Annotated in this window: 13 protein-coding genes; 4 read left to right on the forward strand and 9 right to left on the reverse strand. The window is 45.1% G+C overall.

The genetic code is table 11. From position 1 onward, the window contains the following. The coding region (locus LAY57_RS32145) for a DUF4277 domain-containing protein (protein ID WP_249071261.1) at positions 1-346 on the reverse strand (346 nt) is incomplete at its 3' end. A 301-nt stretch (positions 347-647) separates the two neighbouring features. On the opposite strand from LAY57_RS32145, the gene LAY57_RS32150 reads away from it, so the two are divergent. Both LAY57_RS32150 and LAY57_RS32155 read left to right on the forward strand, forming a co-directional pair. Further along, positions 648-1,322 (forward strand): response regulator transcription factor, encoded by a 675-nt coding sequence (locus LAY57_RS32150; protein ID WP_249071262.1) that lies wholly within the window; start codon positions 648-650, stop codon positions 1,320-1,322. A 135-nt stretch (positions 1,323-1,457) separates the two neighbouring features. After that, the gene (locus LAY57_RS32155; protein ID WP_249071273.1) at positions 1,458-3,041 is read left to right on the forward strand and encodes a cation:proton antiporter; all 1,584 of its coding nucleotides are present in this window, start codon (positions 1,458-1,460) and stop codon (positions 3,039-3,041) included. Here LAY57_RS32155 and LAY57_RS32160 read toward each other — a convergent pair. The 3 genes from LAY57_RS32160 to ftsH4 all read right to left on the reverse strand — a co-directional run bounded on the left by LAY57_RS32160 (position 3,004) and on the right by ftsH4 (position 7,116). Continuing rightward, positions 3,004-4,440 (reverse strand): sensor histidine kinase, encoded by a 1,437-nt coding sequence (locus LAY57_RS32160; RefSeq protein ID WP_249071263.1) that lies wholly within the window; start codon positions 4,438-4,440, stop codon positions 3,004-3,006. The two genes, LAY57_RS32155 and LAY57_RS32160, sit on opposite strands and share 38 nt — an antisense overlap. A gap of 47 nt (positions 4,441-4,487) precedes the next feature. After that, on the reverse strand, positions 4,488-4,877 hold the full coding sequence (locus tag LAY57_RS32165; protein ID WP_249071264.1) for a response regulator transcription factor: 390 nt from the start codon (positions 4,875-4,877) through the stop codon (positions 4,488-4,490). A gap of 364 nt (positions 4,878-5,241) precedes the next feature. After that, positions 5,242-7,116 carry an ATP-dependent zinc metalloprotease FtsH4 gene (gene ftsH4, locus LAY57_RS32170; RefSeq protein WP_249071265.1) on the reverse strand — a complete coding sequence of 625 codons (1,875 nt, stop codon included), beginning with the start codon at positions 7,114-7,116 and terminating at the stop codon, positions 5,242-5,244. Between the two features lie 450 nt (positions 7,117-7,566). Here ftsH4 and LAY57_RS32175 point away from each other — a divergent pair, with 450 nt between their 5' ends. Then, positions 7,567-7,764: a winged helix-turn-helix domain-containing protein gene (locus tag LAY57_RS32175; protein ID WP_249071266.1), complete on the forward strand. Its 198-nt coding sequence runs from the start codon at positions 7,567-7,569 to the stop codon at positions 7,762-7,764. Here the strand turns inward: LAY57_RS32175 and LAY57_RS32180 are convergent. The 4 genes from LAY57_RS32180 to LAY57_RS32195 all read right to left on the reverse strand — a co-directional run bounded on the left by LAY57_RS32180 (position 7,746) and on the right by LAY57_RS32195 (position 12,789). Further along, the gene (locus LAY57_RS32180) at positions 7,746-8,573 is read right to left on the reverse strand and encodes a DUF928 domain-containing protein (protein WP_249071267.1); all 828 of its coding nucleotides are present in this window, start codon (positions 8,571-8,573) and stop codon (positions 7,746-7,748) included. The two genes, LAY57_RS32175 and LAY57_RS32180, sit on opposite strands and share 19 nt — an antisense overlap. Continuing rightward, positions 8,570-10,891, reverse strand: a complete 2,322-nt coding sequence (locus LAY57_RS32185) for a CHASE2 domain-containing protein (RefSeq protein WP_249071268.1) — start codon at positions 10,889-10,891, stop codon at positions 8,570-8,572. Before LAY57_RS32185 ends, LAY57_RS32180 begins: the two co-directional genes overlap by 4 nt. 71 nt (positions 10,892-10,962) lie before the next feature. Beyond that, positions 10,963-11,964: a DUF1822 family protein gene (locus tag LAY57_RS32190; RefSeq protein WP_249071269.1), complete on the reverse strand. Its 1,002-nt coding sequence runs from the start codon at positions 11,962-11,964 to the stop codon at positions 10,963-10,965. An 18-nt stretch (positions 11,965-11,982) separates the two neighbouring features. Continuing rightward, positions 11,983-12,789 carry a sigma-70 RNA polymerase sigma factor region 4 domain-containing protein gene (locus LAY57_RS32195; protein ID WP_249071270.1) on the reverse strand — a complete coding sequence of 269 codons (807 nt, stop codon included), beginning with the start codon at positions 12,787-12,789 and terminating at the stop codon, positions 11,983-11,985. 310 nt (positions 12,790-13,099) lie between these two features. Between LAY57_RS32195 and LAY57_RS32200 the strand changes: the two genes are divergently transcribed. Continuing rightward, the gene (locus tag LAY57_RS32200; protein WP_249071271.1) at positions 13,100-13,507 is read left to right on the forward strand and encodes a hypothetical protein; all 408 of its coding nucleotides are present in this window, start codon (positions 13,100-13,102) and stop codon (positions 13,505-13,507) included. A gap of 705 nt (positions 13,508-14,212) precedes the next feature. Here the strand turns inward: LAY57_RS32200 and LAY57_RS32205 are convergent. Beyond that, positions 14,213-16,663, reverse strand: a complete 2,451-nt coding sequence (locus LAY57_RS32205) for a CHAT domain-containing protein (RefSeq protein ID WP_249071272.1) — start codon at positions 16,661-16,663, stop codon at positions 14,213-14,215. Positions 16,664-16,724 lie beyond the last annotated feature (61 nt).

Raw genomic sequence — 16,724 nt, forward strand, 5'->3', positions numbered from 1 at the left:
TTAAGGCAATTGTTAAAAATATTTGATCTAACCCTTTGATAAATAGTTTATCCATTACTCTCCCCAATTTATCATCGTTGAGATATTCTGGCTTGACTCCGGCCCCAATTAAATGTTCGCAGGCGATGGTTTTAAAGAATTGGGGAAACATATATAAAGGTTTAGATACAAATCCTAATCCATTTAAAATCATGGCTTTGACTGTATGACCTGCACTGACTTTTTCTCCCTTTTCTGATGGGATTAATTCATTAATTGTTTCTACTAATCCGATCGCGTCTATGATGCCTGCTACTATTCCTAAATGGTCTATGTTCTGAATCTCTATCTCTTTATTTATTAACATCGCCACATTCTCCTCAACTGCTGTGATTATTTTCTCATTTCTCTCCTGGTTATAAATTAATTTTTTTTAACTATGAAGGTTGTCTTTTTGTTTCCCCTATTTTGCGGCCTTCATCACACAACTTCCCTTTCTACTTGGTTCCTCTAGTTAATGCTACTAATTATCATTAAGTCTCTTTTCCCTGGTTCGACTTTAGTTCATCTGTACTATTCAATCGCTTTTTTGTTGATGTGTGACAGTTGAGGGTGCGGAATGTGGGCTATATGCTAAAAATAAAGGGGCTTTAAAATAGTTAACAATCATGACGGCGCACATCTTATTGGTTGAAGATGAAGTCAAACTGGCTCGATTTGTAGAACTGGAGCTAAGCTATGAAGGGCATCGAGTCAGTGTTTTTCATGATGGAATCGCTGGTTTGGGGGCGGTACGGGAGGAGAAACCGGATTTGGTGATTCTGGATTGGATGCTTCCGGGAATATCGGGTTTGGAAATTTGTCGCCGCCTGCGAACTACTGGCGATAAAGTGCCGATTATTCTATTAACCGCTAAAGATGAAGTGACCGATCGCGTTGCGGGTTTGGATGCTGGTGCTGATGACTACGTGGTCAAACCCTTCAGCGTCGAGGAATTGTTAGCCAGAGTCCGCGCACATCTGCGAAGAACCCAAGAATCAAACGCGGATCTGATCCAATTCGCTGACTTAAGTTTAAACCGCAGCTCGCGGCAAGTCTATCGGGGTAACCGTGCGATCGAATTAACCGCCAAAGAATTCGATCTATTGGAATACTTACTCGTCCATCCCCAACAAGTGATAACGCGCGATCGTATTTTAGAACAAGTTTGGGGTTACGATTTTATGGGCGACTCCAACATCATCGAAGTTTATATCCGCTACTTACGCCTAAAACTAGAAGCAAACAACGAGTCGCGCCTGATTCAAACTGTGCGGGGTATAGGCTACGTCTTGCGTGAATGAAAATAGGGGCTAGGGACTGGAGACAGGGGTAATTTTGAGTTAATTATCACAGAATTTAATTGCCCAGCACCATACCAGATACCTCGATCCCATACAATATAAACTAGCAACGTTATATGCTTGACAACTTATACTATGTTCCTAGTGACGATCGCTGCCGGAATTGGCATTGAGGAAAATCTCAAGCAATTCATACTGGTGCTTTTAGTTTCCTTGAGTGTGGCGACGCTATCCCAAAGCGTTAGTTGGTTTCGGCAAATTCCCTACACTTTACTGCTGGTAATTGCGGGGTTGGGTTTAGCCTTTATCGATGTCCGGCTAGTTAACCTTTCCCCCCCACTAATCCTGTTCATTTTTTTACCCCCCCTGCTATTTGAAGCGGCATGGAATATGCAATGGCCTGCCCTGAAACGGGATTTGGTGCCGATTAGTATTTACGCTGTTTTTGGGGTGGTTATTTCCGTTGCTGGTACAGCTTTAGCGCTATGGCAACTAGCTGGAATTTCACTTGCTACAGCTTTGTTGATAGGCGCTAGCGTTTCCGCAACAGATCCGGTTTCTGTGATTGCGCTATTCCGAGAATTAGGAGTTGAAAAACGCCTCTCTATGCTCATGGAGGGAGAGAGTTTATTTAATGACGGCATTGCTGTAGTCGCCTTTACGTTTTTAGTAGGATTTTCTTTTGGAACCACTGAATTTACCATCCAGTCTCTAATAGTTGAATTCTTGACTTTTGTGGGGATTGGGATTGGTGTGGGAATCTTCATCGGTTTCGGCATATCCTACCTCACTCAACGATTCGATCTGCCATTCGTTGAGCAATCAATCACCTTAATTTCGGCCTATGGGGCCTATTTGGTTGCCGAGGACTTGGGTGGATCTGGAGTGATTGCAGTTGTTATTACTGGTTTGATATTGGGGAATTTCGGCTCCCGCATTGGCATGAATCCGCGCACGCGGGTTGTTGTGACTGAATTTTGGGAGTTTGTCGCTTTTTTCCTCAATTCAATTGTTTTTCTCTTAATTGGCGACCAGATCAGCTTTGCCGGTTTGGGAGAGAATTTAGGCTCAATTGCTATAGCGATCGCAGCTGTAATCCTGACGCGAGCATTAGCAATTTACGGGCTAGGAGGATTGTGTAATTGGTTAGCAAAATCCGAAATTTCTTTACCAGATCAAACGGTGCTATGGTGGGGAGGCTTACGGGGTTCTGTATCTATTGCCTTGGCATTAAGTATACCAACTGGATTGCCTAATCGGGAAGCAACGATCGCGATTGTATTTGGAGTAGTGTTATTTACCCTGTTGGTACAAGGTGTAACAACTAAAACTTTGCTGGAAAAGTTGGGGCTATTAAGCGATCGCACGCAGCGTCAGGAATACCTGGAAGCGATCGCCCGTCGCGTTACTATCAATAGAATTTTAAACCACCTATCCCAAGCAGCTATTAATCCAGAAATCGAACCCGAATATTATCAGCAACTGACAGATCGCCTTCAAGAAGAACTAGATAGCGTTCAGAAAGAAATCGACCAGATGTACGCTAGACATCCTCAGCTACATGAGTTTAGCGTTAATCAACTGCAAAAAGATCTTGTAGCCATTGAAGACGATACCTATGCTGAATTTGTCCGCAAAGGTTGGTTAAACGAATCTCCCTCTTCCCTATTGGACGATGTATTTAAACAAGAGAGCGCGATTCCAGCGGAAGGCAAATAGTTAATGTTGCCCCCTTGCCTGTACCATTACTGGTAGCGGTAATACTTCCGCCATGCGCTTCCACAATTCGCCGTGCGATCGCCAACCCCAAGCCAGTCCCACTACCTTTGCGCGATCGATCGGCTGTATAAAATTGTTCAAAAATATGAGGCATATCGCTGTCGGTGATACCCAGCCCTCGATCGCGAAATTCTACCATAACCTGACTGCTTTCTTTATATGCACAGATAAAGACTTTAGAATTCTGCCCTGAAAATTTAATCGCGTTGTCCAGTACATTTAAAAAAGCTTGCAGCAGCCGTTCTGGATCGCCCTGTAACTCAATGTCAGCAACATCTAGATTGATACCAACACTGCTAGATTTCATCCGGGTTTCCATCGCTTGTACGGCACGATTGATGAGGGATTTCAATTTCACAGTTTGCTGTTCTAGGGCTGTTATACCCGCTTCTAGTCGTCCCAGATCCAGCAGGTCATGAATTAGGCGCGACAACCGCTTTGTTTCGTCCTGTGCAGTCTGGATGAAGCGATCGCGCAATTCCGGTTCCTCAGCAGCTCCATTTGTAAGTGCCTCCAGGGTCACAAATACATTGCTGACTGGAGTACGCAACTCGTGAGATACGCTAGCCAGAAATGACCTGCGCTCATTATCCAACGAAGCGAGCCGCATACTCATTCGATTCAGCTCGGCTGCTAATTGGCCCACCTCATCGCCTTGACGGATACTCAATTTGTCGCCAAAATGACCTCCACCCATGCGGATGGCGAAGTTGCACATTGCCTGAATCGGTCTTGCAATATTGCGAGTGAGATATTCGCTGATTGCTGCACAGAGAATGAAAGTCAGTACTAACGTTCCTAAAATTGTCCAAATAATTGTTTGAAACTGACGCTGGAACTGCTTGAGCGTTATCGACATCCGCAAGACACCCAGTAGGCGACCGTTGCGGTATATAGGGCGTGCTACGTACAACCTGTCATCTTTTGTCAGTACACCTTTAGCAATCCCTTGCTTCATCTTATTTTTAAACGCTTCCCTCATTCCAGGAACCTCCAACCAGTTGGTTACCTGTCGGTCTATGTCGGGCGCAGAAGTTGACAGCAGGCGACCATCTGGCGCAAAAACGCGCAAAGTGACTGTTTCCGGTGCCCCGTAGCGTTGCACTGTCACGTTCACCCGCTCTAATTTATTCTCCTCTAGGGCATCAGCTACAGTTTCGCTTAGGGCAGTAGTCCAGGCATCTAAATCAGCCTGCCTACTTTTCATAAAATAGGCATGAAAAGACATCAATATGTAGCCTGCCAGGACGGATGTCCCCAATGCTGTGAGTGCCAGGTAGCTGGCTAAGAGCTTTGTGTGAATGGAATTCCATCTAATCCGAATTGGGGACAAACTCATTTTTTAAAAGTTTTGAATTTTGAGCAAGCCAACAATCTGCCCGGATTTCAATCTTCCTGCACCGGATTTCGATCCCCAGCGCGACGGCGTAGGACAGCTTTTATCCGTGCTAAGAGTTCGCGAGTGTTGAATGGTTTGGTTACATAGTCATCTGCACCGGCTTCTAACCCCCAAATTTTGTCGATGTCCTGATCTTTCGCTGTCAGCATGACTATGGGTACATCAGAATATGCCCTCAAACGCCAGCAGATCTCCATGCCATCTATTCCCGGTAGCATCAAGTCTAAAATAATCACATCTGGCACTTGTTTGTGAAACAGTTTGAGTGCGGTCATTCCATCTGGTGCAGTTGTTACCTGGTAGCCTTCTTTTACTAAAGAGTAGGTGAGGCTGGCACGTAACGCTTCTTCATCATCGATTAATAAGACGTGCGGCATGGCGGGTTAACTTAATGATTTAATACGATCGCCTTGCCTTACCCTAGCGGTTACCTGAAGCAGCGACGTGGGATTCTGTTTTGTTGCGAATGTTACAAAATAGATTGATATTAATTTACACTTTAACAGTCGATCGTACTTCTGTCTAAAGAAGTATTGCTACAAAAACCAATATGCGATTAGAGTGCTTACTATGCTATGGCAGAGGGGCAAAGGGGAGAAACAAATAAAAATGTTTTTACTAAGTAGGTGGGCGTCAATAAACTGAATACCCAGAAACCCGGTTTCGCAGGAGTTACCGGGTTTCTAAGGGCCTGGAGTTTTACGCTTAATTATGCCCACAATTTAGAAGCTGAGATCGATCTTAAACCGCAGCCGCTACCTTATCGACAGGTTTAACTTGGGCGAGCAAGCCGTACAATTCCTCACCCTCGATCACCTCTGTTTCCAAGAGTTTAATGGAGATCGTTTCCAGCAAATCTCGGTTGAGTTTAAGGATATCCAAGGCTTGCTGATGGGCAATATCTACAATTTCCTTCACTTCGCGATCGATCGCTTCAGCCGTCTCATCGCTCACCGTGCGGCGCGAGTTGGGCATACCACCATCACCCAGGAACGACTGCTGACCTTTCTCGTAAGCCAAAGGCCCCAAAATCTTGCTCATCCCGTAGGTCATGACCATCCGTTCTGCCAAATCGGTTGCCCGCTGTAAGTCGTTGGATGCGCCAGTTGTGATGCTGCCAAACACAATTTCTTCTGACGAACGTCCGCCCAATAGGGTGGCAATTTCACCTCGAATTTCGGCTTCATCCATTAAGAAACGGTCTTCGGTTGGTAGTTTCAACGTATAACCCAAAGCTGCCATACCACGAGGTATGATGGAAATCTTCTCGACTTTACCGCTACCGGGCATCAAGTAGCCGACAAGGGCGTGACCGACTTCGTGGTAGGCGACAATCTTTTTCTCTTTTTCGTTGAGGACGCGGCTTTTCTTTTCCAAACCGGCCACTACGCGCTCGATCGCTTCTGCCAAGTCTGCTTGGGCCACAGCGTCCCGTCGGTTGCGAGCTGCCAGCAAAGCACCTTCATTAATCAAGTTTGCCAAATCTGCACCGGCAAAGCCAGGAGTACGAGTTGCGATCGCTTTTAAGTTCACATCATCACCCAGCTTAACTTTTTGGGCGTGAATCTTGAGAATAGCTTCGCGACCCGCTAAATCTGGACGATCTACCAACACTTGTCGGTCAAAACGACCAGGACGTAACAGTGCTGGGTCTAAACTTTCGGGGCGGTTAGTTGCAGCAAGTACAATCACAGTCGTATTTCCGGCTGCAAAACCATCCATTTCTGTCAGCAACTGGTTGAGAGTTTGTTCGCGTTCGTCGTTACCACCGTAGAAACCACCGCTGCTACGAGACTTGCCGATCGCATCCAGCTCGTCAATAAAGATAATACAGGGAGCTTGTTTCTTGGCCTGCTCAAACAAATCGCGCACCCTTGCCGAACCGACGCCGACAAACAGTTCCACAAACTCAGATCCGGAGATGCTAAAGAAAGGCACACCTGCTTCTCCAGCCACAGCTTTAGCTAGGAGAGTCTTCCCAGTACCCGGTGGCCCTATCAGCAGCACGCCCTTGGGGATACGCGCCCCAAGTTGGGTGAAACGGCCTGGAGTCTTGAGGAAATCGACAATTTCGACTAATTCGGTCTTGGCTTCTTCCACCCCAGCTACATCAGCAAAAGTGATTTTGGCTGACTCGCCTTCTACATAAACCTTAGCTTTGCTCTTCCCAATTGAGAGCGCCCCTTGAGGGCCACCGCCACCGCGATTGACGAAAAACTGCCAGATGGCAATAAAGATCAGCGGCGGTATCACCCAACCTAGCAGACTGGTAAACCAGCCATTCTTCGGTGGAGGTGGAGCGGCAAACTCAACTCCTTTTTGCTCTAGAAGTTTGGGCAACTCTAGATCGAAAATGGGTGTGGTAGAAAGCACTTGCCCTAGCTGACTATCCTGGCCTTTGAGCTGGTAACGAATCTCGTTTTGACCAAGCAAGGCCCGCTCCACTTCTTGCTCTTCCACCTGGTGGATAAACAAGCTGTAAGGTACTCTAGGAGTCTGGGGGCCAAATAAACCGGGCAAAAACAAGTTCGCCAGCAGGAACAAGCCCGACAGCAATAACAGAATATTGCCAATCTGGCGAAAACGAGGGGTTTGAGGCTGGTCTTTGATAGCCATTTATCTGAATTCTCCTTAAATTTAAGCCGTTTTTTGCCTTAATCTGAGTATCGAGGCACTCAAATCAAGGCCAGACGACTCAGGTTGGGGGTTTTTCGCCTCCAACTCATCAAAATCTCTGTCTAACTGTTACAAGCTTAACATTTTGTTACCTATGATGCGAGCTAAGGCTAGGGACTAGGGGGGGAGAGGGGGAGAGGGGGAGAGGGGGAGAGGGGGAGAGTGGGAGAGAGGGAGAGGGGGAGAGAGGGAGAGTGGGAGACTCACACAGATTCCTCTATCCATTCAAATTGCAGATTGCAGATTGAATTTCAAATCCAAAATCCAAAATCTAAAATCTCAAATTCCCCTACCCCCTAATCTCTACGATCCGGAGGAGGAGTGTGGTGTATTGAAGGAAACATTTAGTTTGCGATCGTCAGTCAATAAAACGACTTGCTGAGTTCTGCTATGAACACCCGTGAAAAAATTTTTAGAGCGATAGTACAACAACCAGGACTGACCACACGCGAAATAATGGCGATCGCGCAACTTTCGCGCACCAACACGCGGGAGCATCTGCAAAAGCTGGAAAGCTTGAGCTTAATCTATTCCCAACTGGATGAGAACAATCCTAGCAAACATCGTTACTACCCAGTTGGTAAGTAGGGACACTTGAGTTGGCTTAATAATAAATTTAACAAAGTAGTCCAAGCAACATCGACTTCAGTATCTTGGGGATTGGCACGGCGCAGCTGGTTTAGTTCAGTTAAAGTGTCGTACCACAAATGCTTTTTGGCCAAAAGATGAAGGCGTTCTCGTGAATTTGCTTGCTTTAATTGACTCTCAATTTCCGGTTCTAATGCAATCCGCTTAATGACGCCGCTCGTATACATCTCATCGTTCATATCACCATAAGAGAGAATCCATCGGTATTCTTTACCAATTTCCAAAGGGCGTGCTGTTTGAGGGAGACGAAAATGTATAATTCCTTGATTTTGAGTTAGTTCAAAAGTCGTTGTGTAAACTATATTCTGTTGTTCATCCTGTAGTTCCAACTTGGCGGATCTAGAAAAAGAGGGTTGACTCTTGAGATAAAACCAAAAAGTCGGATATTCCTCAGCAGTCAGTCCGTATCGATGAACAGGAACAATGGCTAATAGGTCGCACGATCCTCGGCTACCAGCATCTGTAGTATCTCCTGGTTTACCTCTGGATGGTGGCTCGTATTCTAAGACTTCTAACAATTCTGATAATAAAGTAGGGTTTTCCGAAGCCCGACTGCCTCCATCTGCGGTACGTTCTGGCTTCCCTATGGTTGGTGGCTCGTACTCTAAGATTTTTAACAACTTCGATAACAAAGTACGGCTTCCCGAAGATTTCTGAAAAACAATGTCTGCTAAGGCAGATTGAACTATTGTTAAAGCTAAGAGTAGATGAAGGATAATTTGCCCCAGGAATAGTTGATTTTTGCTCACTCCCAATACACCTCCTTGCGATCTCTAAATCTTTTCGGTAAAATTATGCAGACATTCGCAACGCTAACTGTGGCTAGTAATGCCAAAGCTGATGGTACCAGTGGAACCCATCCCCCTTGAAGAAAGAGAATAAAGCAGACACCGAATAAAACTATAACAGCGATAGCAATCATCAATATCGCTTCGGCTTTTCTCTGCATTCGCCACACAATTAACCCACCGACTATCGACCAACCCCAAATCCAGAAGGCTTCTTGCCAACGATTCCACACCCATAATAAAGGTCTATTGTCAAGAACGGCGCTGATAATTTGACTTACCATCTGAGCTTGTACTAAAACTCCTGGCATTTTTTGGTAAGGTAATTGACTAGCACTGTAAGGTGTTAAAAAATCATCTCCAGAAATAGGGGCACTCATACCGATAAGAACGATACGGTCTTTGACTAAATCGGGATTGATTCGATCGGATAAAACATCTGTAATTCTGACTCGTTTGGCTACATTCTTGCGGTAATTGAGCAGGATTTGGAAACCACGAACATCTGTCTGTTGATAAGCGCCTGCATCCTGTTCCAAAGGCACAAAGATAGTGTGACCCAACTGCATCCGGTCTTTCGGTAGGGTTTGCGGTTCAATCCCTTTTGTTGCAAGGTAATGAAATGCTAATCTAATGCTCAGCGAATAGTTGGTGGTACACGGATCGCTCTGGAGGGGCTGCATAAAGACTAAGTGACGACGCAGGATACTGTCGGGGTCTAACACGACGTTGCTAAATCCCAAGCGTTCTTTTGGCAGTCTAGGTGGTTTAATTCCCGGTTTGTTGGGGTTGTTAGCGTCTCTGCCGCTGCACAAAGCAATGAGGTGTAGATTTTGAGGTAATTGGCGGACAAGGGCTGCGTGACCGGGTTCTACGGGCCGATCGCGAAAGATATCCAAGCCGATCGTTCGCGGTTGATATCGCTCTAATTTTTCCACCACTTGCGCCAGTATCCCATCTGGGAGGGGAAAGCCGTAGCGATTAATTTCCGCTTCGGTGGCTTCCACGACCAACAGACGCGGATCTGGCCCTTCATCAGGACGCAGGCGCATTAATTGGTCGAAGGCTTGCAATTCCCAAAGTAGGAACAAACCGAGCGATCGCATTCCGATTACCAACAAAGTTACCCCTAAACTTGCCAATAAGGGAAGAAGGGGATTGCGAGACGGTTGTTCAATTCCGCGCAATTGTTGCCAAGTTGGTGGTGTATCGGCTGGATTTTGACAAATCACAGGTAACCAAGTCGCACAGGGATACTCATCCTCTAACCGTTGCAGTTTTTCCCGCGCTTCCCGCACAGCCAGATAGAAAGACTCGCCACTAGCAAAACTATCTAAAAAATGTTTCAAAAACTTATGTGCGACTCGATCCGATACTGGTTCTCGCATAACGACAATTTGGGGAATATTCAAATCTGCCAAATCGCTTGCCATTCCTAAACCATCACAGGAATTAAAAATTGCTAGCTGTAAGCCGCGTTGAATTGCCGTTTTGAGCGCATTTTTTAACTGACAAATTGTGATATTTTCATTTTTATTAATATAAAGAACGCCCGTTTCTCCGTCAGTTTGGCTGTGTCCGGCAAAAAACAGAATATCCCAGCCTCGTTTATCCCAAAGTTGCTCGTCTAACTCCTGGCGTTGAGGCTGTTCGAGAAAAACCAATTCAGCGCCTGGTAACTTCCAGAGCAACCTGCGGTCATCTTCGATATTAATTACCTCACAATTTCCCAGAATTGCGAGGATTCTTACTTGACCAATTGGGGTTTTCAATGGTATTTTTGCTGACCGAAATTCCCGCCTAAATTCTCGACTGCTCAAGGCTACTTCTGCTCTAGGATAATCTTCAAAAATATTCCACAGATGCCAGGAAATTCGTCGGAGTTTAATATTATTAGTTTCAATGACAAAACGAATTTCGTCAGATGGATGAAACTCCCGACGTAATTGTTGGTCAATGCGGCGAAATTCCTCGGAATTCAACCATTTGTTAATTTTGATTTTTAATTGCTGGCAGATGTCGCTGAATTCTACGGAAGAAATTTGGACTGCATCTTCTGGAATAATTTTGATCCGTAGCGATTGACCCAAACGTTGTGCTAGCGCTTCATAGAGGAGATGCCAACGAATGTAGAGTTGCTCAATTTCTGGATCTGGGGGTAAACTCCCCGCAAATTTCATAGTTCTAGCGTCGCCCTCTTGAGACAGTATTGCAGTGACGGTAGGAAAACCGCTCTGTAAATCACCCTGTCCCAAGCTTAAAACGACTAATTTACGCATTCGATTTTAGATTTAAGATTGAGTTTCTAACTTAAACTAGACACTTGTAAACTGACACACTAGAATGATTTTTAGATCGTAAATTCCTCTTCCCAACTAAATGTCTCTAGAGATACTTGAATCCCAAACTGTTCTCCAGGGCTACCTTCTAATTTTGGCAGTTGAATGTAGTTGTCAAGGGAACGAGAGGGAACTTCCTGAATAATATTGCCAGTTTCATCCAGTAAGGCTAGCTTAAGATTCGGAGGAAGATAGGATTCTGTGAATTTAGGATGAACTTGGATGCGGATACTCACTTTTTCGTTTGTTTCTGGCGCGATCGCAACCAGCAGTGCTACGGATTGACCGCCGAGTTGCATCCCTAAATCAATCAATTTTGCACCTTTTACAATTGTCTTATCAATTGGAGAATTTCTCAACCCGGACCCTAACGCTAAATTTCCCGATCTTGAGTCTAAAAGTGTTTCGACCGATTGCCAACCTGGGGCAAAAATATTTTGGCACCATTGGCTTAATTTTATTTTGGATTTTGGATTTTGGATTTTGGATTGAGAAATTGCTGCTGTTTCTGGAAGCAATTGGTATAAGCACTCTAAGTGGGCGAGTAAATCGTCTGGGGTTTGCAACTGGCCGATCGGTAGATCGCCTGTTGTTACTGTTTTAGCAAATCCCAACAGCTTTGCTTGTCGATCGCGATCGTCGATCGCAACAACGACGACACCAATGCGATCGTCTGGGACTTCCAGGGGAATGTAATATGTAAATTCTTCCAAAGCGTCAACTTTTACCGGGCGACATTCCAAGTGTCCCAGTCCAGTCAACGTCAAATCTGCTACATCGGTGTAAAGGCGCATGGCGGGGTTCCAACTGTCGCTAGCCTTTAAATCGGTCGGAATATCCATCATCTGCATATAATCATTGACTGCACAAATAGCCAAGGTGTTGAGATAGACCTGTTCTCTCTTTTCGGGGGTTGGCTGTTGGCAGGCAAACTGCTGCGCTATCTGCATCGATGCAGTGGTGATGGGGAGGGGGATAGATGTTTCTAAGATATGGTTGATACTGCGAATCATGGCGGTTGTTACGGACTTCTATTCTAGATATCCCTGTTTTTGAGCAAATTTTCGCAGGCGTGGCAAACATTCCCGCTTATAAAAATTCGCTGCGGTTGACAGGGGTACACCAAATTCTTGTGCGATCGCTTTCCAAGGCGTTTCGGGAGGAAGGCGTCGCAGAATTAACACCTGGCAAGTCATATTCGGATATCCTTGGACGTGAATACGGGCTAACTCTCTCTCTGGATCGGTGTTGACCCACTCGTAAGTTTCTGCCAAAATGGGCGGAATTTCGGGAGAAGCTGGCAAATTGTCGATCGGGTCAATCCTATTCTCTGCTTGTGGCGAGTGACTAAAAACAGTCCTGTCTTTTTCCTGCTGTTGGTCTTGTCGGTAATCTTGCAGTCGCCACTTGAGGTGATTGTTGATCCAGGTAATTATACTGCCTTGAGCGGGGTTATACTCCTCTAGATTGCGGCAGAAATAGAGCCAGGTTTGTTGCAACGCATCGTGGTAGTAAGGCGTGTCTTCATGCCAAAGTTTGCCGTAATTTGTCACCATTCGGACGATTTCGTTGAGTTTTTGCCGTCGCTGCATACTTCTTGGCGGGTAGGAACAAGCTTCAGCGACCAGCTGTTGGAGGTGTTGGTACAGATTATCCTCGTTGTCGCGATCGGACACTGACTTGCGCCTCCACGAAAATGCCTGGACGCATTCTGCAAATAGGCTTTTCGTCGGTAGACTTCTATCACTTAATTTCATAGCTTGGTTTTGGCTGACCGGATGAACGGGATCGCACAAGTAGTAATACGGAGTCTGGTTAAAAGATTTCGCAAAAGCCAAATAAATTTTTGCGATCTCGTCTGTGGTAAAACTGAGTTTATACGTAGAAACCCGGTTGCTTTACGTAAAAAATATAAACTTTTGTAACAGTTTTCGGTTTTCGCGAAAAAGTTGAATTTTGGCAGATATCTCAAATAGACGCGATCGCATAAATGCGGAGATTAGCGCGTTCCTCCCTGATGAATGCGATCGCTCTTTATGGAGATTAGCTCATTTCCGCAAGCTTAGGCACTCCCTGCACCTCGCGGGAATTGTCCTCTTGTAAGAACGAATCGGTCTTTTCGCTAAGCAATAATAAGGAAAAAACCTCATGTGCCAAGACAAAACTTCTCAAGACCCATGCCATTGCTGTCCCGAAATCTTTTTGGTGGAATCACCAATTATTATCCACAATGACAACGAGTTAAGGTTTATAAAAGTTAAACAAAGGGGAGTTTCAGTTGATGTTCAGCGTCCTGACGAAACTCTTGTTCTCAAGATACTCGTCCACAATGATAGAACGCAAACTATTACTGTCTACGATGACAATGTTTTACCTTTTATTGAGCTAAGCAATCAAGTACGTTTAGTCCAACGTCCTGACGGTACACCCGTCATCATTACTCTGTCCCAACAGGACAACAAACTTAACGCTCACCTTGAAACTGCTTACCAGGTTTTCATCCCGACAGGACGAGCCAAAAAAATGCAGCCTGTTACTGTTGGAGTTGGTTTTTAGTCGCCGAACTAACTGTCTGACTTAGTTTTGGGATATTTACACATTGCTGAATATTCAGTAATGTGAAGAATTGTAAAAGATCTAAGTCTGTCGCGAAAAGTATGAATTTTGAACCGATATAGCGCTACGCGCATACGTTAGGACAATTCTTGAAGGCAGCATCCTTTATTGTCTATTTTGAAATTATATCACTGTCCTAACTATAGCGCGTAGCGCTATATCTCAAATAGATGCGATCGCATAAATGCGGAGATTAGCGCGTTCCTCCCTGATGAATGCGATCGCTCTTTATTGAGATTAGCTCATTTCCGCAAGCCTTTCTGGTTGACAGAACAATGTACCAAAATAAAACCTTTCTAGAGCCATGTTCCTGCTGGCCCACCATTACCCTCATCGATCTCAACAAGATTTGGAGCGGCATTTTATTTTTGATCCTCTTGTTCTTGATCGTCCAGCCGCTGTTTTGGCTCACCCTTCTTGCTGATGAATAAAAGCGATCGCGCTTACCGATCCGATCGCCTCCCTAATATGAACTTTTGTAATAATTTCCAGCCGCTGCGAAAAACTTGAATTTTGGCAGATATCTGCTTGAATTGGGAACTGCTGATGAAACAGGCTCGCGCGTTAGGTTACGAATGGGGTCAGGTTTAGCTATTTGCAAGAAACCCGGTTTTTAGCCCTGGTGCAAGATTTGAAGTCACAAGCTTAATGAGAATTCACTTGGGCAAAGCCAATCAAAGTAAATGCCGCCCAGTCTCTAGGGTTAGGGTGTTGCTGCATCGTAGTTAACATAGCTTGCCGCAGGGCTTGAGCTTTGTCGCCACGATACTGAAAATTTTGATAAAACTCGGTCATCAAAGCAGCTGTAGGACTATCTGGCACAGACCATAATGAAACAATTACACTGGGTACGCCAGCACAAATCAGAGCGCGAGATAACCCAATAATGCCATCACCCGTGATGCGTCCTTGTCCGGTATTACAGGCACTCAGAACAACCAGATCGGCATTGAGGTTCAACTGTAAAATCTCTTCAGCTGTGAGCAAACCATTATCAGTGTCAGAAGGGGCAAGCGCGATCGCACTTCCAATTCCATCTCGGTCATCCAGCAACCCGTGGGTAGCAAGATGAATCAGTTTAGCATTGGGCAACAATGTAACGATCGCCGCTTTATTTGCTCGATCGCCAATAATAGCTGTAGTTTGGAGCAGCCGAGCAATTTCGAGGGCTTCCGTTTCAGAATGGGGTAGAGAGGCTAATTGCCGAGCAGGTTCTCCTGGTACGAGGGAAATTTTTGGCATCGTAGGATTGCCTACTATTAAAATGTCCTTAGCAGAACCAGAATCCCTTTGTCCTTGTTGATGGGTTAACTCTAAAACTTGAATCGCCGGGGCAGTGAGGATAGTGTGTTTCTCGATTAAATATTTCCCTGAAGCATCTTGCAACGCTGGAAAAGGAACCAGAAACAGTTCTTTTTGGGGAATGAAGATGACATGGGCTTTCGGGTCAGTTGGCAACAGGTCAGCAATGGGTTCGATCAGCAGTTGATGGAGTTGCTGCAAGCGGGGATGATGAGTGTGGCGAGATTCGACTTTGTTTTTTACATCAGTTACAGGACGAGGAATTGTCACACCTTTGGGAAAGGAAGATTGTGCGAGTGAGAGAATGCCGCTTTCAGCATCAACTGCTACCACTTCCCAAGGTTCCCAATCAGGGGCATCGTCGTTTAACCTGACCAAATCTCCAGAAACTATAGCTAGTTGTTGGGTTGAACTGCCATCTCTGACACCGATGAGTTCGCGAGTGTCGGTAACAAGGTCTTTTAGAGAAACATTCAGGGAAGTGAGGTCAACAGAGCGGAATGCTATTGCACCAGTCGGCTGGATAACCCAGATATAAATTTCAGAACGATTACCTTCTTGAGATTTAGGCCAAGTAACGATTGCATATTCAACAAGCGTGGCTTTTTGTTCCTTGGCAATTTGTTGAATTTGCTCGATTTTAGGTAGGGCCGCTAGCTGAAATTGTCGCTCTAATTCATCAGCTAATTGGGAACCGAAACGCTGGGTCAATAAATCTACAAATGCCCTAGCACGTCCCCGCTCGGCAATTTCTAATGCCCCTAAGATCTTATTTTGGGCGATGAGGGCAATTTGCAGAAGGCGATAGGTGGAAACTTGCTTCTCAAAAAGTGAAACTTTATTGGTATCAGTCAATCCAGGCCGTAGAGATTCCCAAACTTCGATAGCGGCAACTAACTTTTCAGTTGCTTCGGCAAACTTGCCAGTTTGAAGAAAAAGAGTACCTAAACCTCTGAGTAAGATTCCATCGTACTCTTGAATATCTTCCTTTGGGGGGATGGCCAAGGCTTGTTCATAATACTTCAGCGCTTTTTCATACTGACCCAGCTTTACGCAAGTTTCCCCAAGATTGTAGATGTTGATATTTTTGCATAGGCTGCAGTGCTTTTTTTGGAGAAAAACTGAGGCTTCCTCATAGTATTCCAGTGCCTTTTGCTCCTGACCCAACTTTGAGTAAACTGACCCTATATTGTTAAGAATTATCCCGTGACAAGCATTTGACATTGCTAAGGCTTCCTCATAGTATTCCAGTGCCTTTTGCTCCTGACCCAACTTTGAGTAAACTGACCCTATATTGGCGAGAGTCTTTGAGTCTTCCTTGCGATCGCTAATTTCCTCGCGAATGGCCAAGAATTGCTCGTAGAACTCCCGCGCCTTTTGGTCTTGACCCAGATTTTGGTAAACTGACCCAATGTTATAGAGAACTTTAGCTTCTTTATGGCGATCGCCAAGTTTTCTAGAAACCGCTAAGTACTCTACAAATATATAGAGTGCTTCTTGCAATTCAAATTTACTTAACTTCTGGAACTTTTCTGCAAATAGCCGTTCTGCTTCCTTTTCTAAGCCGCTAATCTTCCTCCCGATAACCAATTCCTGATGGCAGTACCCAACTGCCTTGGCGTGTTCGCCCAAGGCTCGGTAAGCTTCTGCCAGTTGATTGAGAATTCTCTTCTGTGCTTCAGCATCTTCTATGTTCCGTGTAATAGCCAATTCTTGCTGGTAGTATTCAATTGCTTTAGCATAATTGCCCAACAAACGGTAAGTATCGCCCAAATCGTTCGGGTCTTGCGGCATAATGGGGTATAATGTAGCGATCGCTACATTATACCGGTAAAGAACAATGGACTTTCATCTA

The sequence above is a fragment of the Argonema antarcticum A004/B2 genome (assembly GCF_023333585.1).
In the GTDB taxonomy this organism is placed as follows: domain Bacteria; phylum Cyanobacteriota; class Cyanobacteriia; order Cyanobacteriales; family Aerosakkonemataceae; genus Argonema; species Argonema antarcticum.

Excerpts from the sequence above, each read along its gene's own strand:
- LAY57_RS32150 (WP_249071262.1), top strand. The coding sequence starts at position 648 with ATGACGGCGCACATCTTATTGGTTGAAGATGAAGTCAAACTGGCTCGA.
- LAY57_RS32155 (WP_249071273.1), top strand. The coding sequence starts at position 1,458 with ATGTTCCTAGTGACGATCGCTGCCGGAATTGGCATTGAGGAAAATCTC.
- LAY57_RS32160 (WP_249071263.1), bottom strand. The coding sequence starts at position 4,440 with ATGAGTTTGTCCCCAATTCGGATTAGATGGAATTCCATTCACACAAAG.
- LAY57_RS32165 (WP_249071264.1), bottom strand. The coding sequence starts at position 4,877 with ATGCCGCACGTCTTATTAATCGATGATGAAGAAGCGTTACGTGCCAGC.
- ftsH4 (WP_249071265.1), bottom strand. The coding sequence starts at position 7,116 with ATGGCTATCAAAGACCAGCCTCAAACCCCTCGTTTTCGCCAGATTGGC.
- LAY57_RS32175 (WP_249071266.1), top strand. The coding sequence starts at position 7,567 with ATGAACACCCGTGAAAAAATTTTTAGAGCGATAGTACAACAACCAGGA.
- LAY57_RS32185 (WP_249071268.1), bottom strand. The coding sequence starts at position 10,891 with ATGCGTAAATTAGTCGTTTTAAGCTTGGGACAGGGTGATTTACAGAGC.
- LAY57_RS32190 (WP_249071269.1), bottom strand. The coding sequence starts at position 11,964 with ATGATTCGCAGTATCAACCATATCTTAGAAACATCTATCCCCCTCCCC.
- LAY57_RS32200 (WP_249071271.1), top strand. The coding sequence starts at position 13,100 with ATGTGCCAAGACAAAACTTCTCAAGACCCATGCCATTGCTGTCCCGAA.
- LAY57_RS32205 (WP_249071272.1), bottom strand. The coding sequence starts at position 16,663 with ATGCCGCAAGACCCGAACGATTTGGGCGATACTTACCGTTTGTTGGGC.